We start from the raw sequence: 24117 nt of genomic DNA on the forward strand, positions 1-24117 counted from the left end.
TCGTATCGGCCGCCTTGTCAGGGTCTCGCGGAGGGCCGGCGGTCGGGCTCAGGCGCACTCGTCGTGGTGGGGTGGGCGGATGGCGTAGCGCGCGCCCAGGGTGAGGCCGAGCTGAAACCTGTTGGCGACGCCGAGGCGGTCCATCATGTCGCGCAGGATGTAGGAGACGGTGCGCCGGCTGATCCCCAGCTCGCGTGCGGCGCGGACCTCCGTGTGGCCGGCGGCCAGCAAGGCGATCAACGCGCGCTCGCGGGGCTGGAGCGGCGCAGGGCCCGCGGTGGGCGCCGGCTCGCGCGGCTGGAGCGGCGCGGGGCCCGCGGTGGGAGCCGGCTCGCGCGGCTGGAGCGGCGCGGGGCCCGCGGCAGGTGCCGGCTCGCGCGGCTGGAGCGGCGTGAGGCCCGCAGCGGGTGCTGGCTGGTGTGCCGGGTGGAGGTGCCGCGCCATGAGGCCGACCAGCGCGGCGACGAGCGGGGCCCGCGCGGTGCCGGCGTGGGTCCGCCGCCCGTACGCGACCTCGGCCGCCGGCCGTGGTGTCCACGTCGGTGCCCGGCTCGGCACCGTGGCCTCCGGCGCGACGGCGCCCGCCGAGGCCAGCTCGTCGAGTGCCCGGCCGACGCGGCGCAGCGCCATGCCGAGGTCGGTGGCCAGGTCCGCGGCGGTCCGCGGTCCGAAGTTGACCAACGTGCGGTACAGGAGGTCCGCGTCCGGAGACTGTCCTAATCGGACCAGTGAGGCCACCGGCGGACCTGTGCCGACTGTCGCGTGAGCACGATGAGATCGAGTCACTGAACACCCCCGTGTCGCCTTCGTTCCTAACACGCCCAGCGGCGCCGTGAGGTTGGCAGATCGAGGACAGTCCGCGATCGCGTTGCACTGTTGCGCATTTCCTGCTTCTCAATACGGAAATGTCGGGCTGTGGCCTTGACCGTCCGACCCGGCGTCAACAGGATCCGGGCATCGCTCACGTGCGAAAGGGGAACGGGGAATGCGCACGTACGTCAGGATCTTCACCGCGGTCGCCGCGCTCGCGCTCGGCGGCGCGGTCACGGCCGCGGGCACCGGGGCGGCGGCGGCCGCGGCACCGCCGGCCACCGAGCTCACGATCACCTATCTCGCGACGCCGGCGTCCCAGGTCGTCGTCTGGCAGCTTGTGTGCGACCCGGCGGGTGGCACCCACCCCGACCCGGTCGGCGCCTGCGAGCTGCTGGAGAAGGCGACCGCCGACCCGTTCAAGCCGGTGCCGCCCGGCACGATCTGCCTGCCGTTCTCGGACGGCCCGGAGACGGCGCACATCACCGGGCGGTGGCGCGACCAGCCGGTCGACGCGTCGTTCAACCGGGTGCACTCGTGCGAGATCGCCAGGTGGGACAACCTCGTGCCGGTGCTGCCGAAACACAAGTAGCCACCGTCCACACGGTCGTCGGCCGCGCCCAGCCTCCAAGCCGGCGCGGCCGGCGCGACCTCGCGTTCACCGAAGGGACCGGCGGGAGCATCTCCGCCCCGGCGCGCACGTTCTGGGCGGCCGGTCTGGGCGGCCGGGTCGGTCTACCAAGATCGCGGAGTCTTCGGGCGGCGTTGGAGCCCGCGCTACCACCCCGTCACCCGAGGCGGCCAGAGTCACGCCGGTATCGGGTGATCGGGAGGCTTGATGGACAACGACGGAAGGGCGCCCGGCGTCGGGCGCCGGACGCTGCTCGCCACGCCGGCCGCGGCCGCGCTGCTGGCCACGCCGGTCGCCGGCCTGCTCGCGGCGGGCGAGCCCGCGGCGGCGCATGACAAGGAAGGCGGGTTCGACTGGCGCAGCCCGCGGTTCGCGCTCGCCGTGCTGCCCGACACGCAGTACCTCTTCGACGAGGACAGCTCGGACCCCGCGCCGCTGGAGGCGACCTTCCGCTACCTGAAGCAGGAGCGGGCCGAGGCGAACATCGCCTTCATGACCCACCTCGGCGACGTCACCGAGCACGGCAGCGACCACGAGATCGGGCTGGCCGACAAGGCGTTCCGGTTGATCGACGGGAAGGTGCCGTACAGCGTTCTCGCCGGCAACCACGACATCCGCGGCGGCGACGACCAGCGGGGCGACTCCGCCTACCTGCGCGCGTTCGGGCCGCGGCGCTTCGCCGGCACGCCCACGTTCGGCGGTGCCTCGCCGGACGGGTACAACAGCTACCACCTGCTGGCCGCCGGCGGCCGCGAGTGGATCGTGCTCGCGCTCGACTGGCGCATCTCCGACCGCGGGCTGGAGTGGGCGCAGGGCGTGATCGACGCGCACCCGCGTACCCCCGTCATCCTCACCACCCACGACCTGGCCTGGGCCGAGGACGGCGGCGAGGCGCACCTGAGCGGCAACGGGCAGCGACTGTGGGACCGCCTGATCCGCCGCAACGACCAGGTGTTCCTCACGCTCAACGGCCACTACTGGCCGCCCGGCCGCACCACGCTGACCAACGACGCCGGCCACGACGTCCACGTGCACATTACGAACTACCAGGACCGCTACTACGGCGGCGCCGCCATGATCCGGCTGTACCACTTCGACATGGTGCGCGGCGTGATCGACGTGGAGACGTTCGCGCCGTGGTTCCTGGCGCGCGACCCGGCCAAGCGCTCGCCGCTCGAATCCGAGACGATCGAGCTGACCGGGCCGGTCGACAGGTTCACCGTGGACATCGACTTCGCCGCCCGGTTCCAGGGTTTCGCGCCGGTCGCCCCGCCCGCGCCGCGCCCGGCCGCCGCGGTCACGTCCCGCTCCACGGTCGCGTACTGGCGCTTCGACCGTTCCGGCATCGACGGTGCGGGGACGCCGGGCACGCCGCTGGCCGCCGGCGCCGTCGCCCGTGACCTCACCGGCAACGGGAACGACCTCACCCTCCAGCGCCTGCACGCCAGCGCGCCCGAAGTCGTGACGTGGTCGGGCGAGCACCACCCCGGCCAGCCGGCGCACGCCAGCCTCCGCTTCGACGGCGGCAAGGGCCCGGACCGCGGCGCCATCCTGCGGGCCGCGGACCGCGCGCCGATCAACACCATGACCTTCCGCGACGGGTACACCATCGAGGTCTTCGTCAAGCTGCCGGACCCGTTCGTGGGTGACCACGCGTGGATGGGAATCCTCAGCTGGGAAGGGCGCAACGGCGACGCGGGCAAGACCACCGGCTGGTCGCCGCTCGAACCCACGTGCAGCCTCAACATCTCGCCGGAACGCTTCCTCCAGTTCGTGGTGTACCCGTCGGTGCAGGACGCGGACCCGACGTCGTGGAGCCACGCGCTGCCGGTCGGGCGGTGGATGCACCTCGCGGTGGTCAACGACTCCCGTCGCACGGTCGTGTACGTGGACGGCTCGAAGATCGCCCGCAACCCCACCCAGCCGTCCATCGGCATCTGCACGATGGGCAAGCCGTTCGTGGTGGGCGCGAACTCCTTCGACCTCAGGTACGGGCAGGGCTTCTACGGCTGGATCGGCGACATCCGCATCTCGTCGAAGGCGCTGCGCCCGGCGCAGTTCTTGAACCCCTACGCGTGACGGCACCCCTACGCGTGAACAAAGGGCGGGCGGCGGCTTCCCACGGCGGGCCGCCGCCCGCCCGACTCAGGCCGGGTTGCGCGCGTGCGTCAGCGTCTCCCAGGCCACGAAGAGCGAGTTGGTGCCCGCCGGGCGGCCCTGCTCGGTGAGCCGCTGGGTGTTGCTCATCCCGATGCCGAGCCGGCCGTGCAGCGCGTTGAAGCCCACCTCGGTCACCGGCCCCAGCCCCCGCGTGAGGGTGCCGCCGCACAGCCAGGCGGGCGGGGCCTCACCGAGCTGGTAACGCGCGTGGAAGCCGAGCGCGTGGCGCAGCCGCTCCCCCACCTCGGGGTACACGTCCTGCCCCTGGATCCGGGTGGTCTCGGCGACGTGCGCGATCGCGGCGATGCCGTACCCGGTGTGGGTGAAGTCGCGGCAGGTCTCCTGCGACAGCCCGTCGACGAACGTGCTCTGCCCGTGCCAGTACGCGACGATCTCGGCGCGGGTGTCGATGCCGCTACCGGCCGGCCCGCGCGGGAGCGCGCCGTCGCCGGTGAGGTAGATGTACGCGGGCACCCGCGCCCGGAAGATGGCCAGCGCCCGGTCGTAGGCCGCCCGGTCCTCCAGGAAGACCGCGATGCCGAGCGCGGCCTCCATCATGGACAGTTCCCAGTTGCCGTTGGTGCTGGCCCGTCCGGCGGCCACCTCCGGCAGGTACACGGTGCGGAGCATGGTGGCGAAGCGGTTGACGTTCGGCCAGGCCGTGTACGTGTACCGGATGATCTCGGCGGCCCGCGGCCAGCTGGAGCCGGCCCACGCGGCCTGGAGCGGCGCGTTGCTGTTGGTGTGGTCGGTGATGACCGCGGACCAGGCGTCCATGATGGAGATCGCCTTGGTGGCGTAGCGCGCGTCGCGGGTGATGTACCAGGCGAGCGCGAGCGTGTAGGCGGCGAGCGCGTCCTGCCGCTCGTCGGTGCAGCCGAGGTTGGGGTTGGAGTAGGAGCCGCACTCCACCACCGCGCGGGGGCGCGGCGTGCGGGACAGCGAGGCGTAGGCGCTGGCCATCATCTGGTCGTAGGCCGCCCGCCACGGCTGGGCGCCGGCATTGACCTGGGTACGGACGAAGTCGAGCTGGGCCCGGCTGACCAGCACGCCCGGGTGGGTGAACGTGGGCGGCGCGGCGGCGGCCCGGTGGACACCCACGCCGGTGAGCAGGACGGCCACGACGGCGGCGGCGAGCAGCCGGACTCTTCCCATCGGAAACACTCCGTACTCGAATGTAAACATTCTTAAGAGTTCCAATGAGACCATCGATGATCGCCGCTGTCAACGCAGCCAGTGCCGGCTCCGCGGGTCGTCATACATGTCGATGTACGGGTTCGGCCTGTAGAGGTGGAGTCGGGTGCCCTCGGAGAAGAGCGCGAGGAACGGGACCCAGTAGACGAAGAACGGCATGGCTGTGGCCAGGACCAGGAAGCCGGTCAGCGACCACGTCGCGAGCGGCGCCGCCGCGACGGCGTAGGCCAATGGGACGAGCAGGATGACGAAGACGATGAGAAACGCGTTGGGAAACCGTTCCGCGGCCGTGGAGACGGCGTGGCCGGATCTCACCTTGGTGTCGGCCTCGTCCAGGTAGCGCCGCCAACTGCCCTCGCGCCCCTTCTCCCCCCAGAGAATGATGCCGATGGCGAGACCGAACGCGGCCACCGCTGGCGCCAGATGCAGCAGCGGCGACCACCAGCCGAAGGGGCGGATCAGCGCGCGCCACTCGAACACCGCGACGTTGACCGTCCCGGCCAGCGCGGCGACGGCTCCGACCGCGTTCACGACACGGGCGGGCCAGAAGAGGGAGACGGTGACCGTCCGCGACCGGTCGACCTCGACCCGGGCCAGGCGCCCCTCCGCCTTCGCCTGGTAGAAGCGGTTGAGCGTGTCCGGTGCCACCTCCAGGTACTCCGCCCAGGCCAGCAGCGTCACGAGGTTGCTGTCGAGAGGCAGCCCTTCCTTGAACGGGTAGGCCTTCTGCCGGACGGCCGCCGTCAGGAAGGGCCGGTCGTAGCGTTCCTGCCGGTCGAGCGCCGCCTTCCCGTCCGGCTCCATCACCAGCTCCAGCAGCCGGGCGACGAGGGTCTTCGCCGCCGGCAGCCTATCGATGCCGGGTGCGGTCAGGCAGCGCCACAGCGGTTCCACCAGGCGAGGGTCGTCCGGTATGCGGTCGATGACGCGCGGGACCAGTGCGGCGATCCGGGCGGCGTTGGTGCCGGCTAGGGCGTTCAGCAGCGGGAGCACGCCGTCGATGTCGCCGCTCAGGGCCGCCAGGCTGGCGTTCGGATCGGTGATCGTCTTCTCCAGCCGCTGCACCGCCATCTCCTGCACCGTGGCCCGCGGCGACATCGCGGCCGCCACCAGGGCGGAGAGGTCGCGGTCGCGCGCATCCGGACGCAGGCTGTCCAGAATGTCGGCGGCCACGTCGTCGGAGGCGCGCGCCCGCCCGAGGCAATGCGCGGCGAAGGAGCGGTCGGCGAGCCTCGGCAGGAACTCGTTCGCCGCCCGCTGGTCCAGGCCGGCGGCGTAGAAGAGCACCACCTGGCGCCACTGGCTGTCGGCGGCCTTGTCCAGCAGCAGGTCGGCGCCGTCCGGCAGCTTGCGCAGCTCCTCCGCGGCGAGATGCTCCTGGATCGACCGGTGCGCGAAGACGAACCGGCCCGTCTCGGTCACGTCGGTCAGCAGGCCCGAACGGCCGATGACCTCGTCGACCAGCGCCCGGGGCTCGGGCGGCGCGTCGAGGTCGGGCGCCAGCGCGGTGGCGAAGTCGACGAGCGCGCGCCGGTCGAACTCGTCGAACCCGGCCGGCGAGCGCGCGGTGGCCAGTGCGAACTCGCGCAGCAGGCGGTACTTGTCGCCGACCGGGAAGCGCAGCGCGCCGCCGCCGGGGTCGCGCTTGAACCGGTGCCGGTCGAGCATCTCCTCGATCATCGTCTGGTACAGCTTCGCGATCGAGCTGGGGATCTCGTAGTAGTCCTTGCGGGCGTACAGGCCGACGGACATCGCGAGCACCAGTGGCGTGCGGTGCAGGTCGAGCGTGCCCGAGGCGCGTACCGCCTGGAGGAAGCTCTCCGGCCCGCTCGCCGCCTTGAACTTGGGGCGCAGCGCGTTGAGGTAGCTGAAGATCTCCGAGTCGCGCAGCGGGGCGAGCGTGCACACCCGGCGGGCGATGGCCGGCACCCACTCGTCCTCGATCATCCGGAAGTTCTGCCGCCGGCAGGTGACCACCACGCGGGCCAGGTGGGTGGGGCGTTCGCGGTCGTGGTCGCGCAGAAACCGGTGGACCGCCTCCAGCACCGCGTCGTACCGGTCGGCCGTGACCTCGTCGAGGCCGTCGAGCATGACCAGGACCCGCTGGCGTTCCAGCAGGTAGGCGAGCAGCCGCACCGCGTCCGCCCGGGTCATGCCGCAGTCGGACACCAGGATGTCGTCGACCAGGAAGTCGGCGAGGCCGCCACCGCGCCCGAGGTAGCGGGCGAGCTTGCGGAGCGGCACGAGGAACGGCACCTCCGCCCGGCCCGGCCGCCGGCCGCGCAGCCAGTGCCGGGCGCGCAGCGCGCCGACGCCGTACGCCTTGAGCAATGTGGACTTGCCGGAGCCGGGCTCGCCCTCGATCACCATGTTGCCGGCGGCCCGGTCGGCGAGCACCTCGGTGGCGACCGCGCGTACCTCCCGGTCGCCCTCCGGTTCGTGGAAGGAGAGCGACACGAACGTGCGGGTGAGGTCAAGATCCTCCTTGTCGTCCAGGTAGGGGTTGTCGTAGACGCCCCAGGTGCGGACGAACCACGCCGCGTACCTGCGCTCTGGCCGCCCGGCCCGGAGCAGCGCGCCCCGCCAGGCCCGCCCGATCGCCCGCCGGACCGGCCCGACCATGGCCACCACGATCGTCGCGACGACGCCCAGCAACGCCAGAATCTCGCTGGCACCCCATTTCGACACGGTCCACGTGCTATCGGATCCTGTCGTCACTGGCAACCAACTGTCGGCCTTGTGTCAGGCCGGCGTTCGTACGGCGGAAGTAAATATGCCCTAACCTCCGGAATCGATGAGCCCCAAGACCCTGCTGGCTGGCAAGCGGGGGCTGCCCGCCCACGTCACCGTGTACCTGTTCGTCATCGTCCCGTTCCTCGCCCTGCTCGCGGCCGTGCCGATCGCGTGGGGCTGGGGACTGTCCTGGGTGGACGTCGCGCTCGCCGCCGCCTGGTACACCTTCACCTGCCTCGGTGTCACCGTGGGCTTCCACCGGTACTTCACGCACGGCGCCTTCAAGGCTGGCCGCCCGATGCGGGTGGCGCTCGCGGTCGCCGGCAGCCTCGCCGTGCAGGGGCCGATCCTGCACTGGGTGGCCGACCACCGGCGGCACCACGCGTTCTCCGACAAGGAGGGCGACCCGCACTCGCCGTGGCTGTTCGGCACGTCGGCGGGGGCGCTGGCCCGCGGCTTCTGGCACGCCCACCTCGGCTGGATCCTCGACCGCGACCTGACCAACCAGGAACGCTTCGCGCCCGACCTGCTCGCCGATCGCGACCTCCGCCTGGTACACCGCCTCTTCGGCCCGCTGACGGTGGTCACGCTGATCGCGCCCGCGGTGATGGGCGGGCTGATCACGTGGTCGTGGTGGGGCGCGGTGACCGCGTTCTTCTGGGCCGGCCTGGTGCGGGTGACGCTGCTGCACCACGTCACCTGGTCGGTCAACTCGGTGTGCCACATGATCGGCGAGCGCCCCTTCGCCGCCCGCGACCGCTCGGCCAACTTCTGGCCGCTCGCGATCCTCAGCATGGGCGAGTCGTGGCACAACCTCCACCACGCCGACCCGACCTGCGCCCGCCACGGCGTACGCCCCTGGGAGATCGACATCTCCGCGCGGGTGATCTGGCTCTTCGAGAAGGTGGGCTGGGTCCGCGACGTCCGCTGGCCGTCCCGCCCCCGCCTGGCGCGGATCCGCCGGGGCGCGGCCACGCCGGCCTAGCGGAGGCCCGCCGCGGCCAGGCGCTCCGGGAGGGTGGCCAGGCGGTCGACCGGCTCGGCGCTGAAGACGAAGCGGATGTGCCGTGCCGCCACCGCGTCGCCCCAGCCGGTCATCGCGGTCGCGGCCACCGCGCCGTCGCGGAGCAGCCGGCGCGAGGCCTCGGCCGGGTCGACGCCCATCGCCACGGTGTCGAGCAGCAGCGACCAGCCGCCCGCCGGGCGTACCAGAGGAAGACCCGCAAGGCCGGTGAGGATGGTGTCGCGACGGCGCTGGAGCTCGGCGGCGGCCGCCGTCACGTGGGTGTGGTCGCCGCGGAGGACGGCGGTCGCGGCCGCGCGGGCGATGCCCACCGGGGTGGTGGTGTTGTAGACGTGAGCCCAGCCGACGTGCTCCACAAGGGAGCGTGGGCCGGCGACCCAGCCGACTCGCCAGCCGATCATGCGGAACTCCTTCGACAGCGACCCGATCACCAGCGTGCGCTCGGCCATGCCCGGCTCGCGCACCGGGTGGACGAACGGGCGCCCGTCGAAGAGCAGCCGCTCCATCGCGCCGTCGTAGACGAGCAGCAGGTCGCGCTCGCGGCAGAGGTCGCACACCGCCCGCCACTCCTCCTCGTCGAGCACCGCGCCGGAGGGCATCGAGGGGCTCATCAGGAGCAGCGCGCGGGTGGCCGGCCCGACCGCCGCGCGCAGCGCGTCGAGGTCGAGGCGCCACTCGCCGCCCACCACCCGGTACGGCGCGAAGCGCGGCACCCCGCCGACCAGCCGCACCCGGTTGACCAGGCCGGCGTAGGTGGGGTCGCCGAGCACCACCTCGTCGCCCGGGTCGATGGTGGCCAGCAGGCAGTCGAGCGCCGCCTCGGTGCCGCCGCTGGTCACGACGATCTCCTCGGCCGGGTCGTAGTGGTGGCCGGTGCGGTCGACGAGCAGGTCGGCGATCGCCGCCCGCAGGTCGAGGTCACCGGTGAACGGAAGCCACGAGTTCGCCGGCGGGGTGGAGAGCGCCGCCGCGGTGACCGGCACCGCCTCGGGCGGCAGGGGCAGGTCGGTGTCGAGGTTTTCCAGGCGCAGCACCGGCCACCGGGCGGTCACCCGGTCGGCGTTGCGCGCGACCCGGTCGATCCCGAACCCCACGATGTCCGTCATCCGGCGCGCCGGTCTGACTCCTGTACTAGTCACAGTGACTACTATAGTGCGCATGAACGACACGCCCGCAAGCCGGATCGCGGCAAATATCCGCATCCTCCGTGAGTCGCGTGGCCTGTCGGTTGTCGCGCTGGCCGAGCGGAGCGGCGTCGGCCGGGCCACGCTGACCAACCTGGAGGCCGGGCGCGGCAACCCCACGATCGACACGCTCTACGCGCTCGCCGACGCGCTCGGCGCCGCGCTGGGCGACCTCATCGGCGAGCCGGCGCGCACGCGGGTCGAGGTGGTCCGCGCCGGTCACGGCACCCGCGTGGAGGGTGCGGTCTCCGCCCGCCTCCTCGATCGGGTACGCGGCCAGCGGCTCGCCGAGCTCTACGAGGTGGAGTTCGCCACCACCGCCCGCCACGCCGACCCCCACCCGGCCGGCGTGACCGAGTCGCTGCTCGTGGTGGCGGGGCGCCTGCGCGTCGGCCCGGTGGCCGAGCCGGCGGAGCTGGGGCCGGGCGACTTCATCCGGTTTCCCGGCGACGTCCCCCACGTGTACCAGGCGATCGGCGGCCCGGCGCACGGCGTTCTTGTCATGGCGCACCCGTAGCCTGTGGGCGTGAGCGCCATCGCCGACCGTCGCATGAGGAGCGCCCTGCTGACCTCCTTCGCGGCGCCCGCCGACGTCGTCCGGTGGTTCGGGGCGGTGCAGGCGCAGGACTTCGGGCTGGCCAAGTGGTCGCTGGGCGAGCGCCTGCCCGGGGTCACCGACGCGGAGGTGCAGCGCTCCTTCGACGCGGGCGAGTTCCTGCGCACCCACGTGCTGCGGCCGACGTGGCACTTCGTGGCGCCGGAGGACATCCGGTGGCTGCTGCGCCTGACCGCCCCGCGGGTGCACGCCACCAACGCGCACGTCTACCGCCAGGTCGGCCTCGACGCGGGCGCCTTCGCCACGGCACACGGGCTGCTCACCGAGGCGCTCGCCGGCGGCGGCTACCGCACGCGCAAGGAGCTGGCCGGCGTCGTCGGCGCGGCGGGCCTGCCGAGCACCGGCTTCGGGCTCGGATACCTGCTGATGCACGCCGAGCTCGACGGCCTCGTTTGCAGCGGCCCGGCGCGCGGCAAGGAGCAGACCTACGCGCTGCTGGAGGAGCGCGTGCCGCCCGCGCCCGAGCGCGACCCGGACGAGGCGCTGGCCGACCTCGTCACCCGCTACTTCACCAGCCACGGCCCGGCCACCACCAGAGACCTCATGTGGTGGTCCAGCCTCACCCGCGCCGACATCGCGCGGGGCGTGGCGCTGGCCGGCGACCGCCTGCGCCACGAGGTCGTCGACGGCGTGTCCTACTGGTCCGGCTGGCACGAGACCGCGCCGCCCGGGTCACCCACCGTCCACTTGGTACAGGGCTACGACGAGTACCTCGTGGCGTTCACCGAGAGCAAGCACGTGGTCCGCCCGCTCCCGCCGGCCACCTCCGTGCCCAATAGCGTGCTGCTGCTCGACGGGCTCGTAGCCGGCCACTGGCGGCGCACCTCCACAAAGGACACCCTGCAGATCGAGGCGCTGCTCCACCGCGCGCTCACCCCGGCCGAGTCGGCGGCACTCGACGCCGCCGCGGCCCGGCAGGCGGCCTACCTCGACCTCCTTCCGAGCGTCGCCACCCGGTTGCTTGACGAGCCTGGCTAATAGGGTTAGCTTTGCCGCTATGAAGCGTAGTCACCGGGCCGGGCTCTCCACCGCGGCCGTGGTCGAGGCCGCGCGCACCATCATCGACGAGCAGGGCGCGGACGCGCTCACCCTGGCGGCGGTGGCCCAGCGCACCGGCGTCGCCGCCCCCTCGCTGTACAAGCACGTGGGCAGCCTCGCCGAGCTGCGTACCCTGGTCGGCGCGCGCGTGCTGGAGGAGATGACCGAACGCTTCACCCGCGCCGTGCTCGGCCGCTCCGGCGACGACGCGGTCGAGGCGCTGATGCACGCCTACCGCGACTACGTGCGGGAGCACCCCGCCCGCTACGCCACCGCCCCCGCCGACGCCCTGCACGACCCCCGCACCGCCGCGCCGGGGCGGCGGCTGCTGGAGGTGTTTCTGGCCGTGCTGCGCGGCTACGGCCTGACCGACTCGGCCGCGATACACACGACCCGCTGCCTGCGCGCGGTGGTGCACGGCTTCGCGTCGATCGAGGCGAGCGGTGGCTTCGGCCTCCCGGAAGACCTGGACGAGACGTACGCCCAGCTGATCCGCATGACGGTCGCCAGCCTGCCCCGCTGAGCCAGGCCGGCGCCGCCGGCCAACGTCCGTGGCCACCGCGTCAGGCCGGCACGGGCACCGGCCTGGGCAGGCGCGTAGCCAGCGCGGCCCCGATCCCAGCCACCGCCGCCAGCAGCAGAAACGCCCCCGCCATGCCGTGATCCATCAACGCCGCCGCGGCCGCGATGCCGGCCACCGGTCCGGTGTTCATCGCGGTCTGCTGTAGGCCGCCCACCACGCCGGCCGCCTCCACCGGCGCGTGCCCCACGACGGTCGCGGTCGCCACCACCATCACGGCGCCCAGCCCCGCGCCGAGCAACACCAGGCCGGCGCCCACCAGGACCGCCCGTTCCGCGCGGGCCAGCGACGCGATGCCCGCCGCCGCGGTGAGCAGCGCCCCCACCGCGACCGGCCGTGCCCCGTGCCGCCGCATCAGCCGGCTCGCCGCGGGCGAGGCCACGATCATCGCGGCGGTCAGGCCGAGCCCAAGCAGTCCACTGTGGAGCGGGTCGAGGCCGAGCCCGTCCTGGACCAGATACGTGGCCGCGAACAGTGTCCCGAAGGCCGCCCCGGACGCGCACGCCAGCACCCCGAGCGCGACCGGCACCGCCGGCACCCGCAGCACGGCCGGCGGCACGAGTGGATTGGCCGAGCGCCGCTCGTGCCGCCCGAACGCCACCGCGCATCCGAGCCCCGCCGCCAGCGCCGGCCACCGCAGCGGCGGGTGGACGATCGCGAGCACCAGCCCGGCGAGCGTAGCCGCGTAGAGGGCGGCGCCCAGGACGTCGGGGCCGCCACGCCCGGTCGGGGACGCGGCCGGCACCGCGAGCGCGAGCGCCGCCACCACCGCCGCCGGCACCACGCCGAGCAGGAAGACCGCGCGCCAGCCGAGCAGGCCGACCACCGCGCCGCCGAGCACCGGTCCGGCGGCGCCCGCGGCCGCGATCGCGCTGGTACGCAGCGCGATGGCCGAGCCGAGCCGCGCCGCGGGGTAGGCCGTGCGGAGCAGGCCGAGCGTCGCCGGCTGGAGCAGCGCGCCGAACGCACCCTGCGCCACCCGCAGCGCCACCACCCACCCGATGCCCGGCGCGAGGCCGATGGCGGCGGACGAGGCGGCGAAGCCGAGGATGCCGGTGAGCAGGAGGCGGCGGTGCCCGTACAGGTCGCCGAGGCGGCCGCCGACCACCAGCAGGCCGGCGACCGCGATGAGGTACCCGGTGCTGCTCCACTGCACCTGCGCGAACGTGGCGTCCAGGTCGCGCCGCAGCGTGGGGTACGCGACGGTGAGCACGGTGCCGTCCAGCGCGACGAGCATCGCGCCCGCGACGCTGACCGCGAGCGTGACCCTCGGCCGGCTCACCGCGGCGCCGGCCCGACGTGGGCGTCGACCGCCGCGCGCAGCAGCGGATCCACGTCGTCGAGGCCGGTGGCGAGCTGGAGGCTCCCCCAGGTCGAGAGCTGGGCGAGGCCGTGCAGGTTGGCCCACAGCGCGCCCGCCGCCACCCGCGCCGCGGCCCCGCTCTCGCCGCGCGCCTGCCCGACCAGCTCCACCAGCACGTCGAAGAGCGGCAGCCTCGTCTCCCGCAGGCCCAGCCGGTTGCTCTCCAGCAGGTCGTGCCGGAACATCAGCTCGAACATGCCGCGGTTCGTCGACGCGTACTCCAGGTAGGCCCGCCCGAGCGCCAGCAGCCGCGCGTGCGGCGTGCCGCCACCCGCCAGCAGGCGGGCGACCCGCTCCCCCAGCTCCTGGAACCCTTGGCGGGCGATCGCGGACAGCAGCGACAGGTGAGTGGGGAAGTAACGCCGCGGCGCGCCGTGCGACACCCCCGCCCGGCGAGCGATCTCGCGCAGCCGGAGCACCGAACTCCCCTCGCGACTGACCATCTCCACCCCGGCCGCGACAAGCCGCGCGCGCAGGTCCTCCTCCGTCATAGACACTGTCTACCAGCCTAGGTAGACAGTGTCTACAGCCGGCCTTCGTGCGCGTCTCTGGGATCGCTGTCCTGTATCGCCCGCAATCGAGCGGGCGATCACTAGATGCTTCCGGTTTGCGCGCGCTCAGTGCATTCCAGTCATGACGGCCTCACGGGATGAACGCGGTCCGGACGTCGGGCCGGACCCGGCCCTTGATTGATGATCTTGTGAAAACTAGCGGTAAGGCTGGTCAGAGTGCATGCAGCGTGGTCGGCCGGTTGTCAGGGCGCCTATTGGCCCGGTGCGCGGGCTGCTGCGGCGGTCAACCGGTCGGTGTAGATCCGGTATGCCTTGCGGTCGGCGGAGGTCGCGCCGTCGGTGTCGAGCATGGCCGCGGTGCGGATCGCGCCACGGCTGACGCCGTGTTCGCGGGCCAGAGCGGCGATGCTGGCACCGGCGCGGAAGGCGTCGCGTGCCTGGTCAGTCGCGCCGAGTTGGGCAAGGCGAGGGCGTCGGCCGGGCATGCTGCCGTTGACCCAGGCGGCGAGGCCGTCGCGGGTGAGTTCGTTCCGCGGTGATGGATCGGAGCTCCGGTGCAGAGGGCCGCGCGACGGTCCGTGGGCGTTGCTATGCGGAGGCTCTCAGGGGCTCGAGGGCGGCCAGGATGAGGTCGAGGCCGAAGATGAACTCCTCTGCCGGGTCGTAGCCGGCAGCGACGAGCGCCGCGGCGGACTCGTTGAGGTAGGGGAACTCGTCAGGAGGAAGCTGGGGCAGGAAGACGTCCTCGGTCATGTCCGCGAGCTCATCGGCGGTGTCGAACGGCAGGCTGGCTTCTTGCAGGGCGAAACCGTAGACATAGCAGTCGAGCAACCAGTTGGCGTGCGTCGCCATCAAGACCGAGAAGCCAGCCCTCCGCAGGCAGGCGGTGACCGCTTCGCGGTGGCGGAGGTTCGCGGGCCCCGGCGATGTCCGCGACTCCATCAGGCCGATCGCCCACGGGTGGCGTGCGAGAACCTGTCGGGCGGATACCGCCCGCCGTCGCATCGCTGACTGCCAGTCGGTCTCTTCGGGCGGGAGTTCGATCTCCTCGAACACGATGTCGATCATGGCGTCCAGCAACTCCCCCTTGTTCGCCACGTAGTGGTAGAGCGACATCGCGCCCGCGCCGAGCGCGCCAGCCAGCCGGCGCATGCTCAGCCCGTCGACCCCCTCGCGGTCGGCGAGCCGGATCGCCTCGACCACCACCCGTTGCTTGCTCAGCCCCGCGTCTGACGCGACCTGGCGTTGTTCCCTCGCAGACAAGGGTCTCCTCGCTCCCTCGAACGGCTTGACAATCGTACAGCGTACGCCCATAGTACAGTGTACGACGTACGGTGTACGAGGCGGCGAGAGTCGCAGCTCGGACGCGGGGAGGCGTCTGTGGAAACCGAACAGCGATCGAATGCCGGAGCACGCCTGGCGCCGGGAGCCGAGTCCGGCCGGGGCGGCGACGATGCGGGCCGCCGTAGCTGAAGCCTCTGGTGTCGGTCGCGAAGCGCCAGGACCTGCTCACCCCGGCCGACCTCCTCGCGACCGGGCAGGTCACGCCGGTCATCGACCGCACCTACCCCCTCGACGAAGCAGCCGACGCCCTCCGCTACGTCGGGGCCGGCCACACCCGAGGGAAGGTCGTCGTCACCGTCTGACAACCGGACCGACGAGAACGACCCAACCCGTGCGTATGCACGCCCAGACCTGCCGGCACTCCGGCGGACGGACCGCTCCTCTCGAAAGAAGAACCGATGACCATCTGAACGAACACCCCGAACCTGCTCGACAACCCGCCATCCGACTGAAACGAAGGAGTAAAAGATGAGATCACCGCAGAACACCGCCACCCCGCTAGCCCGCAGTTGGTTCGTTCGAGGCCGGCTCGTCGGCGCCGCGGCGATCGCGTTCGCGGTGTCGGTGGCGATAGAGAACGCGGTGCTGGCGGGAACGGGCGCGCCGACCTTCGGCGCTCCGATCGAGGAAGTGCTGGCATACTACGCGGCCAACCGCGACTCGGTCGCGATCGCGTCCGGTCTGGTGGCCCTGTACCTGCCGCTGCTGCTCGTGTTCGTGACGGGCCTGCACGGTCTCGTGGAGCGGCGCGGCGGAGCGGGCGCCGACGGGTCGCGGCTCGCCTTGGCCGCTGGCGCGGCGCTGTCGGCCATCTTCGTGCTTGTCAACGTCCTACAGATCGGGCTCGCGCTCTCCGCCGGCGGGCTCGCCGAGCCGACGCCCGCGTTCGAGCTCGTCTGGCAGGTTCACGCGGCGGCGTTCGCGCTGGCGCTGCCGACGCTCGGCACCACCTTCATCGGCGCGGCCCTCGCCGCGCACGCGAGCGGGCTGACTCCGGCTTGGCAGCGCCTGCTGGGCCTGGTGGGCGGGAGCCTGCTGCTCGCCGTGGGGCTCGGCAACCTCGCGATCGCCGACGGCTCGGCGCTGATCTTCGTTGGGCTCCTAGGGTTCGCCGCCTGGCTCGTCTGGCTGCTCGCGACCGGCGTGCGCCTCGTCCGATCGTGACCGAGATGAGGGCGGCGCCGAGGTCGCGCACGCGGGCGAGGACTCCGTGGAGGGCTGAGATGTGTTGGATCGGACATCCGCCACCGACCGCGGACGCGTCAGTCAAGGTCGCCGGGGCGGAGGCGGAAGACCTGGAGGCGGAGGCCGTAGTACTTCTCCGTCTCGCCGACCCACTGCATGCCGATGCGGCGGGCTGTCGCGCCGGCCCGTTCGTTGGCGGGGCGGGCGACCGCGAAGACCTCGTCGGAGCCCTCGTCGAACGCCCACTGGGCGAGGCGGCGGCCGGCCTCGGCCGCGTAGCCCTGGCCCCACGCGTCGGGGCGCAGGGTCCAGCCCATCTCCAGGTCTTCGCCGCCGGGCGGGAGCGGGAGCAGGACGGCGCCGCCGATCACCTGCTTGTCCTCGACGCGCTCGATCGCCCACCGGCCGGCCGGGGTGAACAGGCGCTGGTCCTCGGCCATCCACTGCTGGAGGATCAGCCGCATCGCGCCGAGGTCGCTGACCGTGTCCATGGCCGGGCTGAGCCAGCGCGCCACCCCGCCCTCGCCGTAGACGGCCAGCGCCGCCTCGGCGTCGTCGACCTCCCAGGGGCGCAGGGTCAGTCGCTCGGTTGACATCAGACGTCCGGCCACCTGGCAACTCTATCCACGGCGCGGCACACCGTGACACGGCGGCAGCGGAGCGCACCGAGCGTTCACCGGAGCGTCGCACGAACACTACGAAGGGGGCAGAAGATGTCCGGTTTATCTAGTTGCTTCGTGCCGCTGTCGCACATCACGAATGGATAACGCAGAAACACGGCCTACGCTAGGGCGTCATGGCCAACCGCGACTCCCACAACCTCCGCTCCGTTCTCGCCGTCCGCGGGTTCCGGAGACTCCTGGGTGTGCGGCTCTCCAGCCAGCTCGCGGATGGCCTCTTCCAGGCTGCCCTCGCCGGCAGCGTGCTCTTCAACCCGGACAAGCAGACCAGCGCGATGGCGATCGCCGCCGGGTCGGCGCTGCTCGTCACGCCGTACTCGCTGATCGGTCCGTTCGTCGGCGTCTTCCTCGACCGGTGGAGCCGCCGCCAACTGGTGGTCTTCACCAACCTGCTCCGGGCCGCTTTGGTGCTGCCCGCGGCGTACCTGATCCACGGGGGTAACAACGGCATCGCGTTCGTGGTGGTGGCGTTCGCGATCATCGGGCTCAACCGCTTCCTGCTGGCCGGCCTCTCCGCGGCGGTACCGCATGTCGTCGAGGATCGACGCCTGGTCACCGCCAACTCGCTCTCCGGCACACTCGGGTCGATCTGCTTCTCCGCCGGCCTCGGCATCGCGTTCGTCCTGCTCAACTTCTTGCTCTCCGCCGGAGACTCCGGCTACGCGGCGATGGCGCTGGTCGCACCCATCGGGTACGTGGCGTCCTCGGTGCTCGCGTGGCGCTCGTTCCGCGTCGACGCGCTCGGGCCCGACCATGCCACCGCCCCCGCGCGGGCGCCGGTGCACTCGGCGATCGGCGACGTGCTGAGCGGCATGCGCGACGGCCTCGTGCACCTGGCGAGCCGACGCGGCGCGGCCTACACGATGGCCGCCAAGGCGGGTTTCCGGGTGCTCTTCGGCGTGCTGACGCTCGCCATGCTGCTGCTCTACCGCCACTACTTCGTCACCGACGACGACGTGCACGACTCGATCACCGGGCTGGCGTTCGTGGTGGTGGCCGGCACCTTGGGCGTATTGGTCGCCGCGCTGATCACGCCGCCGGTGACGCGGCGCATCGGCGGGTGGCGCTGGGTGGCGGGCCTGATCGCGGCGATCGCGATCGCGCTGCCGCTGACCGTGTCGTCGTTCACCCAGCCGCTGCTGGTGGTGGCCGTCTTCTGGATCAACATCGCCGCGCAGGGCACCAAGATCGTGGTGGACACGTCGATCCAGCACGAGTGCGACGACGACTACCGCGGCCGGGTCTTCGCGGTCAACGACACGACCTACAACCTGAGCTACGTGCTGGGCCTCTTCATCGCCGCGCTCACGCTGCCCGGCGACGGGCACTCGCCGACAGCCGTGTTCGTGGTCGCGGCCGGGTTCGCGGTGATCGCCGGCTGGTACGCCGTGGTGGCCGGCCGGTGGGCGCGCCGGGTCGGCGACGACATCGCCCAGCCCGAGCCCGCCCCCGTGCCCACGCCGATCGGCTAGTGCGGCGCCGGTCGGCCGCCGCACACCCGGGCCGGCTTCGCCGGCCCGGGTGTGCGGCACCGCACTAGGCGGTGAACATCGCCGCGTGCTCACGCACCCAGTCGGCGAACGTGCGCGCCGGACGGCCCGTCACCTTCTCGACCGTGGGCAGCACCGTGTAGCCGGCCTCCGGCGGGTTGGTCCGCATCGCGAGGAAGAACGCGATGTCCTCCTCCCCGAAGCCGGCCTCCCGCCACCCCGCGACGACCTCGTCGGTGCTCAGCTCCACGTACCGGATCTCCCGTCCCAGCACCTCGCCGACCACCCGCACCTTCTCCGCCGTGGTGAACACCTCCGGTCCGGTCAGCCAGTAGTCCTGGCCGCCGTGGCCATCGCCGGTCAGCGCGACCGCGGCGACCGCGGCGATGTCCGCGTCGTGCACCATCGCGCTCCGCGCGTCCGGAAAGCCCTCGCGGACCACGCCCTCGGTGCGGACGGAGTCGGCCCACTCGAGCGTGTTCGACATGAACTCGACCGGCGACAGCCACGTCCACGCCACCCCACTGGCCTCGATCGCCTCCTCGAGCGGGCTCTTGGCGACGTCGCCGCGTAACACGGTGACCTTGGGGATCCCCGCCTCCCGCAGCGCGTCCACGATCGGGGCGGGGTCCGCCCCGTACACGTTGATCAGGTGGGCGGCCCGCACCCCCTGGAACGCCGCGGGCAGGGTGGCGGGCTGGGTGAGGTCGCCGGCGACCGCCTCGGCGCCGGCCGGGAGCTGGGCCTTCGCGGGGTCGCGGGTGAGCGCGCGGACCTTCTCCCCGGCGGCGAGGAGCTGCTCGACCAGGGGCTTGCCGACATTGCCGGTCGCACCGGCCACGAGAATCGTCATGCACCGACGCTAGAAACAATCGCGGCCAACTCCTGTCCGCGATCGGTGGCAGGATCGAAAACATGTTGGAGACGTCGGCCCGCCTGCTGCGCCTGCTCGGGCTGCTCCAGGCGCACCGCGACTGGTCGGGCACCGCGCTTGCCGAGCGCCTCCGCGTCAGCCCACGGACCGTGCGGCGCGACGTCGACAAGCTGCGCCTGCTGGGATACCCGATAAACGCGACGGGCGGGGTGGGCGGCGGCTACCAGCTGGCCGCCGGCGCGACCCTGCCGCCCCTGCTCCTCGACGACGAGGAGGCGATCGCCGTGGCGGTGGGGCTGCGCACGGCGGCGGCCAGCGGGGTGACCGGCATCGCCGAGACGTCGGTGCGCGCGCTGGCCAAGCTCGACCAGGTGCTCCCGTCGCGGCTGCGCCACAAGGTCGGCACGCTCGGCGCCGCCGTGGTCACCACGCCCACGCTCGGCCCCACCGCCGATCCCGCGGTGCTGACCGCGGTGGCCGCGGCGATCCGCGACCACCTGCGTGTCCGCTTCGACTACAAGGGCGCGGTCCGCGACGTGGAGCCCTACCGCCTCGTCCACAATGGACCCCGGTGGTACCTGGTGGCGTGGGACACGGAGCGGGCCGACTGGCGCACGTTTCGGGTGGACCGGCTCACGCCGCGGGTGCCCACCGGCCCGCGCTTCACGCCGCGCCCGCTGCCCGCCGACGACCTCGCCCGCTACCTCTCGCTCGGCGTCACCACCAGCCCATACCGGTGGCAGGCCGTGCTCGTCATGCACGCGCCGGTCGGCGAGGTCGCCGACGAGGTGCCACCGTCGATCGGCGTGGTGGAGCCGATCGACGGCGACACGTGCACTGTGCGGATCGGGTCGGACGACCTCGACCAGCTGGCGGTGTGGACGGCGGCGTTCGGGTTCGAGTTCGAGGTACGCGAGCCGCCCGAGCTCGCCGCACACCTGGCGCGGCTCACCGGCCGTCTCGACCGGGCGGCGCGGCGGTCCGGTCAGGAGCCGGTGTAGAGGACCGCGTCGACCTCGATGTCGAACCCGCTGAGCGCCACCGGCAGGGTCGTGCGCACCGGCGGCACCGGGCCCTTGAAGTACTGGGCGAAGATCGTGTTCATCTCGGCGAAGTCGTTCCACTCGCGCAGGTAGACGCCGACCCGCACGGCGTGGTCGAGGTCGCTGCCGGCCGCCTCCGCCACCCGTGCCAGGTTGCCGAACGCGGCGTGCGCCTGCTCCGCGAACGCCCCGCGCACCCAGCTGCCGTCCGGGAGGCGGGGCACCGCACCGGCGAGGTACACGAAATCTCCGGCGACGACCGCCTGGGAGAAGGGGCCGCCGGACGGCGCCGCGTTGTCGGTCGAGATCGCGCGCATGGTCTCATCCCTCATTCCTGGTTCGCGGAAACTGCTCGGTCAGGCCCTCCGGACCGACCAAGGGCTGGCCGAGGAGGTCGCGCAGGGCCTTGTCGCGCCGGTCCAGCGCCGCCCGCTGCGCCTCGGTCAGGGGTACCCACGGGGGCGGCGGCTCGGGCAGCGACGGCGGGAGGAGCCGGCCGGCGACGTAGGTGGCGACGCACCGCAGCCGCTCCGGCGCCCGGCGCACCTGCCCGTTCGCGTCGACCACCGGAAACGGTCCCTCGTCCACCGCGAACACCGCCACGTCCGCCGGCGCGCCCACGGCGAGGGTCCCCACGCCGCCGGGCAGCCGCAGCGCCGCGGCCGGGGCGGCGGTGGCGGCCTCGACGACGTCGTGCAGCGGCACGCCGACCGCGCGCAGCTTCGCCATCGTGGTGGGCAGGTCGAACACCGGCCCGTACCGGCACCGGGTGTGCAGGTCCGTCGACACGGTGTGCGGGGCCAGACCGGCGGCCAGCTGCTCCTCCAGCACGTCGAAGGCGAACCCACCCGCCCCGTGCCCGACGTCGAACAGCACACCCCGCGCGTACGCCTCGCGGACCACCGGCCCGGCGCCGACCGCGGCCGTGCCGCTGGCGCAGTGGGTGAGGATGTCGCCGGGCCGCAGCAGTGGGAGCACGTCCTCGGGGCCCGGTGGACCGGCGGCGACGTGCACCATCACCGGCGGGCCGACGGCGAGCGCGCGTTCGAGGGGGCGTAGCCCGTTGGCGCCCACGGTCTCGCGGTCGATCCGCACCTTGACGCCCACGACGAAGTCTGGGTGCCGGGCGACCGCGTCCCGCGCCGCGTCGACGTCCACGTGCGCCAGGTCGGTGGACTCCCCGGTGCGGCCGGTCAGGCCCAGCCCGGAGATGTTCAGCAGCGCCGGCACCCGTACCCGGTAGGACGAGACCGCGGTCCGCAGCGCGTCGATCCCCCAGGCCCCCGCGGAGCCGGCGTCCACCCAGGTGGTGACGCCGGAGTGCCAGGCGACCGGATCGGGGTGGACGCCCCAGTAGGTGGCACCCGGGTGTACGTGCGTGTGCAGGTCGACCAGCCCCGGCGTGACGAGGTGGCCGGTCACGTCGACGACCTCGCGGGCCTCGTGCGGCGCCAACCCGGGCGCGACGGCGGCGATCCGCCCGCCCCGGACCGCCACGTCGTAGCGGCCGACGTGCCCGCCGCCCACGTCGACGACGTGCCCTCCGGTCAGCAGCAGATCCTGGATGGCCGGCCCCCTAAGATCAGTCCGGGGATCTTATCGGAGGTGCGGGTGCCACTCGACAAGGGTTTCTGGGAATCCGACAGTCCCGTTGGTCAGTCCCTCTTCGGCGGTACGTTCGGGTGGCCGCTGCTCGTGGCCCGGTCCGGCACGGTCGACCGCAACATCGCCACCATCGCCGCCTACACGCGGCGGCACGGCGTCGCGCACGCCCCGCACGGCAAGACGACGATGGCGCCCACGCTCTGGCGGGCCCAACTGGACGCCGGCGCGTGGGGCATCACGGTGGCGACCGCGGACCAGGCGCGGGTGTGCCGCGAGTTCGGGGTGCCGCGGGTCCTGCTCGCCAACCAGCTCCTCGACCCCGCCGCGCTGCGCTGGGCCGCCGCCGAGACCGACGCCGGCTTCGACCTCTACTTCCAGGTGGACTCCCTGGAGGGCGTCGCGGCCGCCGCCGCCACGCGCGGCACCCGGCCGCTCCAGGTCCTCGTCGAGATCGGGTACCAGGGCGGCCGGACCGGTTGCCGCACCGAGTCGGCGGCCCTGGCGGTGGCCGGCGCGGTCGCCGCCTCGCCCCGCCTCACGCTGGCGGGGGTGACCGGCTACGAGGGCGGCCTGCCGGACCCGGCGGCGGTCGCCGCGTTCGTCGACCTGCTCCGGACCGCCGCGGTCGCGCTCGCCCACCTGCTGCCGCCGTCGGTGATCGTGTCCGCCGGCGGCAGCGTCTGGTTCGACGTGGTCGCCGAACGCCTACCCGGCGACTGGCTGCCCGGCCACGAGGTGGTGCCGGTGCTGCGCAGCGGCGCCTACGTCACCCACGACGACGGCTACTACCGGGAGCACACACCGTTCAACCGGGTGCCCGGCGAAGGCGGGCTGGAGGCGGCGCTGGAGCTGTGGGCCCAGGTCATCTCGACGCCCGAGCCCGGTCTGGCCATCGTCGGGATGGGCAAGCGCGACGCCCCGTTCGACGAAGGGCTGCCGGTGCCCCTCGCGGTGCGCCGCGCGGGCGGCGCCGCGCCACCGGCCGCCGGCCTGACCGTGACCCGGCTGATGGACCAGCACGCGTTCCTCGCCGTGGACGGCGCCGCGCTGGCGCCGGGCGACCTGGTCCGCTTCGGCATCTCCCACCCGTGCACCGCGTTCGACAAATGGCGCGCGATCCCCCTCATCGACGACGCCGACGTGGTCGTCGACGTCATGCGGACGTACTTCTGACGCCCGCCTTCGCGGTCTCCCGGTGCGTGGCCAGGATCGAGCCGGCCAGGATCAGCGCGAACGCCACACCGGTGAGTGGCGTGATCTCCTCGCCGAGTACCGCCGCGCCGAGGACCACGGCCACGGCCGGGTTGACGAAGGTGATGACCGTGGCGCGTACGCCGCCGACCTCCGCGATCAGCGCGAAGAACAGCACGAACGCCAGCGCGGTGCAGGCGACCGCCAGCGCCAGCACGGCCAGTACCGGGCCCAGGGTCACCGTGCGCGCCAGGTCGGGCAGATCCGGGGCGGCCACCGGCGCGAACATGAGCGCGCCGATCGCCAGCGACATCGCCGCGACGCCGTACGGGGGCGCGTCGCCGAGCCAGCGTTCGACGATGAGCGGCCCGGTGGCGTAGCAGACGACCACGCCGATCAGCTCCACCATCGGGAAGACGCCGCCGGCGCCGACCTGGAAGCCGAGCAGGAGCGCGACCCCCGCGAAGCCGGCGAGCAGGCCGCCGACCCGGCTCGGGGTCAGGTGCTCGTCGCGGTTGGTGGCCCGGGCGAGGACCGCGGCGACCAGCGGCACGCCCGCGATGACCAGGCCGGTGAACGCGCTGTCCACGTGCCGCTCGGCGTCGGAGAGCAACAGCCACGGCAGGGCGACCTCGATGACCGTGTAGGCCAGCAGCGGCAGCCAGGGGCGCAGCGACGCGCGGATCTCCTTGCGGGCGAGCGCGACGGGCAGCAGCAGTAGCGCGCCGAGCCCGGTGCGGAGAAAGACGAGCTCGGCGGGGCCGATCTCGCGGACCGCGACCTTGATCAGCAGATAGGGGACACCCCAGATCACGCACATGGCCGCGAAGAGGACCCACCCACGACGACTCATGGCACGA

At 73.0% G+C, this 24117-nt stretch carries 24 protein-coding genes; 11 read left to right on the forward strand and 13 right to left on the reverse strand.

All coding sequences use genetic code 11. The features are described from left to right. Window positions 1-48: 48 nt before the first annotated feature. Window positions 49-738: a helix-turn-helix transcriptional regulator gene (locus tag ACTMTJ_RS03330; RefSeq protein WP_441214541.1), complete on the reverse strand. Its 690-nt coding sequence runs from the start codon at window positions 736-738 to the stop codon at window positions 49-51. Window positions 739-985: 247 nt separating this feature from the next. Between ACTMTJ_RS03330 and ACTMTJ_RS03335 the strand changes: the two genes are divergently transcribed. Further along, entirely contained in the window at window positions 986-1402 is a 417-nt protein-coding gene (locus ACTMTJ_RS03335) for an SSI family serine proteinase inhibitor (protein ID WP_441214542.1), read from the forward strand. A gap of 246 nt (window positions 1403-1648) precedes the next feature. Next, on the forward strand, window positions 1649-3520 hold the full coding sequence (locus ACTMTJ_RS03340) for a LamG-like jellyroll fold domain-containing protein (RefSeq protein ID WP_441214543.1): 1872 nt from the start codon (window positions 1649-1651) through the stop codon (window positions 3518-3520). A gap of 66 nt (window positions 3521-3586) precedes the next feature. Here the strand turns inward: ACTMTJ_RS03340 and ACTMTJ_RS03345 are convergent, their stop codons facing one another. Together ACTMTJ_RS03345 and ACTMTJ_RS03350 are read right to left on the reverse strand one after the other, a co-directional pair. After that, window positions 3587-4756, reverse strand: a complete 1170-nt coding sequence (locus tag ACTMTJ_RS03345) for an alginate lyase family protein (protein WP_441214544.1) — start codon at window positions 4754-4756, stop codon at window positions 3587-3589. Window positions 4757-4825: 69 nt separating this feature from the next. After that, a complete protein-coding gene (locus ACTMTJ_RS03350) occupies window positions 4826-7483 on the reverse strand; it encodes an NACHT domain-containing protein (RefSeq protein WP_441214545.1) in 2658 nt (885 codons plus the stop codon). Between the two features lie 106 nt (window positions 7484-7589). Between ACTMTJ_RS03350 and ACTMTJ_RS03355 the strand changes: the two genes are divergently transcribed. Then, window positions 7590-8513, forward strand: a complete 924-nt coding sequence (locus tag ACTMTJ_RS03355; RefSeq protein ID WP_441214546.1) for an acyl-CoA desaturase — start codon at window positions 7590-7592, stop codon at window positions 8511-8513. Here the strand turns inward: ACTMTJ_RS03355 and ACTMTJ_RS03360 are convergent. Continuing rightward, entirely contained in the window at window positions 8510-9658 is a 1149-nt protein-coding gene (locus ACTMTJ_RS03360; RefSeq protein ID WP_441214547.1) for a pyridoxal phosphate-dependent aminotransferase, read from the reverse strand. The two genes, ACTMTJ_RS03355 and ACTMTJ_RS03360, sit on opposite strands and share 4 nt — an antisense overlap. Before the next feature lie 52 nt (window positions 9659-9710). Here ACTMTJ_RS03360 and ACTMTJ_RS03365 point away from each other — a divergent pair, with 52 nt between their 5' ends. The 3 genes from ACTMTJ_RS03365 to ACTMTJ_RS03375 are packed head-to-tail and all read left to right on the forward strand — an operon-like array spanning window position 9711 to window position 11913. Next, window positions 9711-10253 (forward strand): helix-turn-helix domain-containing protein, encoded by a 543-nt coding sequence (locus ACTMTJ_RS03365; protein ID WP_441214548.1) that lies wholly within the window; start codon window positions 9711-9713, stop codon window positions 10251-10253. 9 nt (window positions 10254-10262) lie between these two features. Beyond that, window positions 10263-11330, forward strand: coding sequence for a winged helix DNA-binding domain-containing protein (locus ACTMTJ_RS03370; RefSeq protein WP_441214549.1), 1068 nt, complete (start codon window positions 10263-10265; stop codon window positions 11328-11330). Window positions 11331-11349: 19 nt separating this feature from the next. Then, window positions 11350-11913, forward strand: a complete 564-nt coding sequence (locus tag ACTMTJ_RS03375) for a TetR/AcrR family transcriptional regulator (RefSeq protein WP_441214550.1) — start codon at window positions 11350-11352, stop codon at window positions 11911-11913. A 40-nt stretch (window positions 11914-11953) separates the two neighbouring features. Here ACTMTJ_RS03375 and ACTMTJ_RS03380 read toward each other — a convergent pair whose 3' ends face one another. From ACTMTJ_RS03380 to ACTMTJ_RS03395, 4 genes are all read right to left on the reverse strand, one after another. Further along, a complete protein-coding gene (locus tag ACTMTJ_RS03380) occupies window positions 11954-13252 on the reverse strand; it encodes an MFS transporter (protein WP_441214551.1) in 1299 nt (432 codons plus the stop codon). Next, complete coding sequence (locus tag ACTMTJ_RS03385) at window positions 13249-13824, reverse strand: TetR/AcrR family transcriptional regulator (RefSeq protein WP_441214552.1); 576 nt, start codon at window positions 13822-13824, stop codon at window positions 13249-13251. Before ACTMTJ_RS03385 ends, ACTMTJ_RS03380 begins: the two co-directional genes overlap by 4 nt. A gap of 272 nt (window positions 13825-14096) precedes the next feature. After that, a complete protein-coding gene (locus tag ACTMTJ_RS03390; RefSeq protein ID WP_441214553.1) occupies window positions 14097-14330 on the reverse strand; it encodes a hypothetical protein in 234 nt (77 codons plus the stop codon). A gap of 103 nt (window positions 14331-14433) precedes the next feature. Then, the gene (locus ACTMTJ_RS03395) at window positions 14434-15108 is read right to left on the reverse strand and encodes a TetR/AcrR family transcriptional regulator (protein WP_441214946.1); all 675 of its coding nucleotides are present in this window, start codon (window positions 15106-15108) and stop codon (window positions 14434-14436) included. A gap of 218 nt (window positions 15109-15326) precedes the next feature. Between ACTMTJ_RS03395 and ACTMTJ_RS03400 the strand changes: the two genes are divergently transcribed. Together ACTMTJ_RS03400 and ACTMTJ_RS03405 are read left to right on the forward strand one after the other, a co-directional pair. After that, a complete protein-coding gene (locus ACTMTJ_RS03400; RefSeq protein ID WP_441214554.1) occupies window positions 15327-15491 on the forward strand; it encodes a zinc-binding dehydrogenase in 165 nt (54 codons plus the stop codon). Window positions 15492-15657: 166 nt separating this feature from the next. Further along, window positions 15658-16353, forward strand: a complete 696-nt coding sequence (locus tag ACTMTJ_RS03405; protein ID WP_441214555.1) for a hypothetical protein — start codon at window positions 15658-15660, stop codon at window positions 16351-16353. Between the two features lie 98 nt (window positions 16354-16451). Here ACTMTJ_RS03405 and ACTMTJ_RS03410 read toward each other — a convergent pair whose 3' ends face one another. After that, window positions 16452-16970, reverse strand: coding sequence for a GNAT family N-acetyltransferase (locus ACTMTJ_RS03410; protein WP_441214556.1), 519 nt, complete (start codon window positions 16968-16970; stop codon window positions 16452-16454). A gap of 200 nt (window positions 16971-17170) precedes the next feature. On the opposite strand from ACTMTJ_RS03410, the gene ACTMTJ_RS03415 reads away from it, so the two are divergent. Then, window positions 17171-18526, forward strand: coding sequence for an MFS transporter (locus ACTMTJ_RS03415; protein WP_441214557.1), 1356 nt, complete (start codon window positions 17171-17173; stop codon window positions 18524-18526). Between the two features lie 64 nt (window positions 18527-18590). Here the strand turns inward: ACTMTJ_RS03415 and ACTMTJ_RS03420 are convergent, their stop codons facing one another. Continuing rightward, window positions 18591-19397, reverse strand: a complete 807-nt coding sequence (locus ACTMTJ_RS03420) for an NAD(P)H-binding protein (protein WP_441214558.1) — start codon at window positions 19395-19397, stop codon at window positions 18591-18593. 62 nt (window positions 19398-19459) lie between these two features. Here ACTMTJ_RS03420 and ACTMTJ_RS03425 point away from each other — a divergent pair, with 62 nt between their 5' ends. After that, complete coding sequence (locus tag ACTMTJ_RS03425) at window positions 19460-20419, forward strand: helix-turn-helix transcriptional regulator (RefSeq protein ID WP_441214559.1); 960 nt, start codon at window positions 19460-19462, stop codon at window positions 20417-20419. On the opposite strand, the gene ACTMTJ_RS03430 is transcribed toward ACTMTJ_RS03425, so the two are convergent. After that, window positions 20404-20778, reverse strand: coding sequence for a RidA family protein (locus tag ACTMTJ_RS03430; RefSeq protein WP_441214560.1), 375 nt, complete (start codon window positions 20776-20778; stop codon window positions 20404-20406). The genes ACTMTJ_RS03425 and ACTMTJ_RS03430 overlap by 16 nt on opposite strands. A 4-nt stretch (window positions 20779-20782) precedes the next feature. Next, window positions 20783-22027, reverse strand: a complete 1245-nt coding sequence (locus ACTMTJ_RS03435) for an amidohydrolase/deacetylase family metallohydrolase (RefSeq protein WP_441214947.1) — start codon at window positions 22025-22027, stop codon at window positions 20783-20785. A 39-nt stretch (window positions 22028-22066) separates the two neighbouring features. Between ACTMTJ_RS03435 and ACTMTJ_RS03440 the strand changes: the two genes are divergently transcribed. Continuing rightward, a complete protein-coding gene (locus ACTMTJ_RS03440) occupies window positions 22067-23239 on the forward strand; it encodes an alanine racemase (protein WP_441214561.1) in 1173 nt (390 codons plus the stop codon). Here ACTMTJ_RS03440 and ACTMTJ_RS03445 read toward each other — a convergent pair. Beyond that, entirely contained in the window at window positions 23220-24110 is an 891-nt protein-coding gene (locus ACTMTJ_RS03445; protein ID WP_441214562.1) for a DMT family transporter, read from the reverse strand. The genes ACTMTJ_RS03440 and ACTMTJ_RS03445 overlap by 20 nt on opposite strands. Between the last annotated feature and the right edge of the window lie 7 nt (window positions 24111-24117).

The organism is Phytohabitans sp. LJ34 (assembly GCF_052068095.1).
In the GTDB taxonomy this organism is placed as follows: domain Bacteria; phylum Actinomycetota; class Actinomycetes; order Mycobacteriales; family Micromonosporaceae; genus Phytohabitans.

Excerpts from the sequence above, each read along its gene's own strand:
- ACTMTJ_RS03335 (WP_441214542.1), top strand. The coding sequence starts at position 986 with ATGCGCACGTACGTCAGGATCTTCACCGCGGTCGCCGCGCTCGCGCTC.
- ACTMTJ_RS03340 (WP_441214543.1), top strand. The coding sequence starts at position 1,649 with ATGGACAACGACGGAAGGGCGCCCGGCGTCGGGCGCCGGACGCTGCTC.
- ACTMTJ_RS03345 (WP_441214544.1), bottom strand. The coding sequence starts at position 4,756 with ATGGGAAGAGTCCGGCTGCTCGCCGCCGCCGTCGTGGCCGTCCTGCTC.
- ACTMTJ_RS03355 (WP_441214546.1), top strand. The coding sequence starts at position 7,590 with ATGAGCCCCAAGACCCTGCTGGCTGGCAAGCGGGGGCTGCCCGCCCAC.
- ACTMTJ_RS03360 (WP_441214547.1), bottom strand. The coding sequence starts at position 9,658 with ATGACGGACATCGTGGGGTTCGGGATCGACCGGGTCGCGCGCAACGCC.
- ACTMTJ_RS03365 (WP_441214548.1), top strand. The coding sequence starts at position 9,711 with ATGAACGACACGCCCGCAAGCCGGATCGCGGCAAATATCCGCATCCTC.
- ACTMTJ_RS03375 (WP_441214550.1), top strand. The coding sequence starts at position 11,350 with ATGAAGCGTAGTCACCGGGCCGGGCTCTCCACCGCGGCCGTGGTCGAG.
- ACTMTJ_RS03385 (WP_441214552.1), bottom strand. The coding sequence starts at position 13,824 with ATGACGGAGGAGGACCTGCGCGCGCGGCTTGTCGCGGCCGGGGTGGAG.
- ACTMTJ_RS03390 (WP_441214553.1), bottom strand. The coding sequence starts at position 14,330 with ATGCCCGGCCGACGCCCTCGCCTTGCCCAACTCGGCGCGACTGACCAG.
- ACTMTJ_RS03405 (WP_441214555.1), top strand. The coding sequence starts at position 15,658 with ATGAGATCACCGCAGAACACCGCCACCCCGCTAGCCCGCAGTTGGTTC.
- ACTMTJ_RS03410 (WP_441214556.1), bottom strand. The coding sequence starts at position 16,970 with ATGTCAACCGAGCGACTGACCCTGCGCCCCTGGGAGGTCGACGACGCC.
- ACTMTJ_RS03415 (WP_441214557.1), top strand. The coding sequence starts at position 17,171 with ATGGCCAACCGCGACTCCCACAACCTCCGCTCCGTTCTCGCCGTCCGC.
- ACTMTJ_RS03420 (WP_441214558.1), bottom strand. The coding sequence starts at position 19,397 with ATGACGATTCTCGTGGCCGGTGCGACCGGCAATGTCGGCAAGCCCCTG.
- ACTMTJ_RS03425 (WP_441214559.1), top strand. The coding sequence starts at position 19,460 with ATGTTGGAGACGTCGGCCCGCCTGCTGCGCCTGCTCGGGCTGCTCCAG.
- ACTMTJ_RS03430 (WP_441214560.1), bottom strand. The coding sequence starts at position 20,778 with ATGCGCGCGATCTCGACCGACAACGCGGCGCCGTCCGGCGGCCCCTTC.
- ACTMTJ_RS03445 (WP_441214562.1), bottom strand. The coding sequence starts at position 24,110 with ATGAGTCGTCGTGGGTGGGTCCTCTTCGCGGCCATGTGCGTGATCTGG.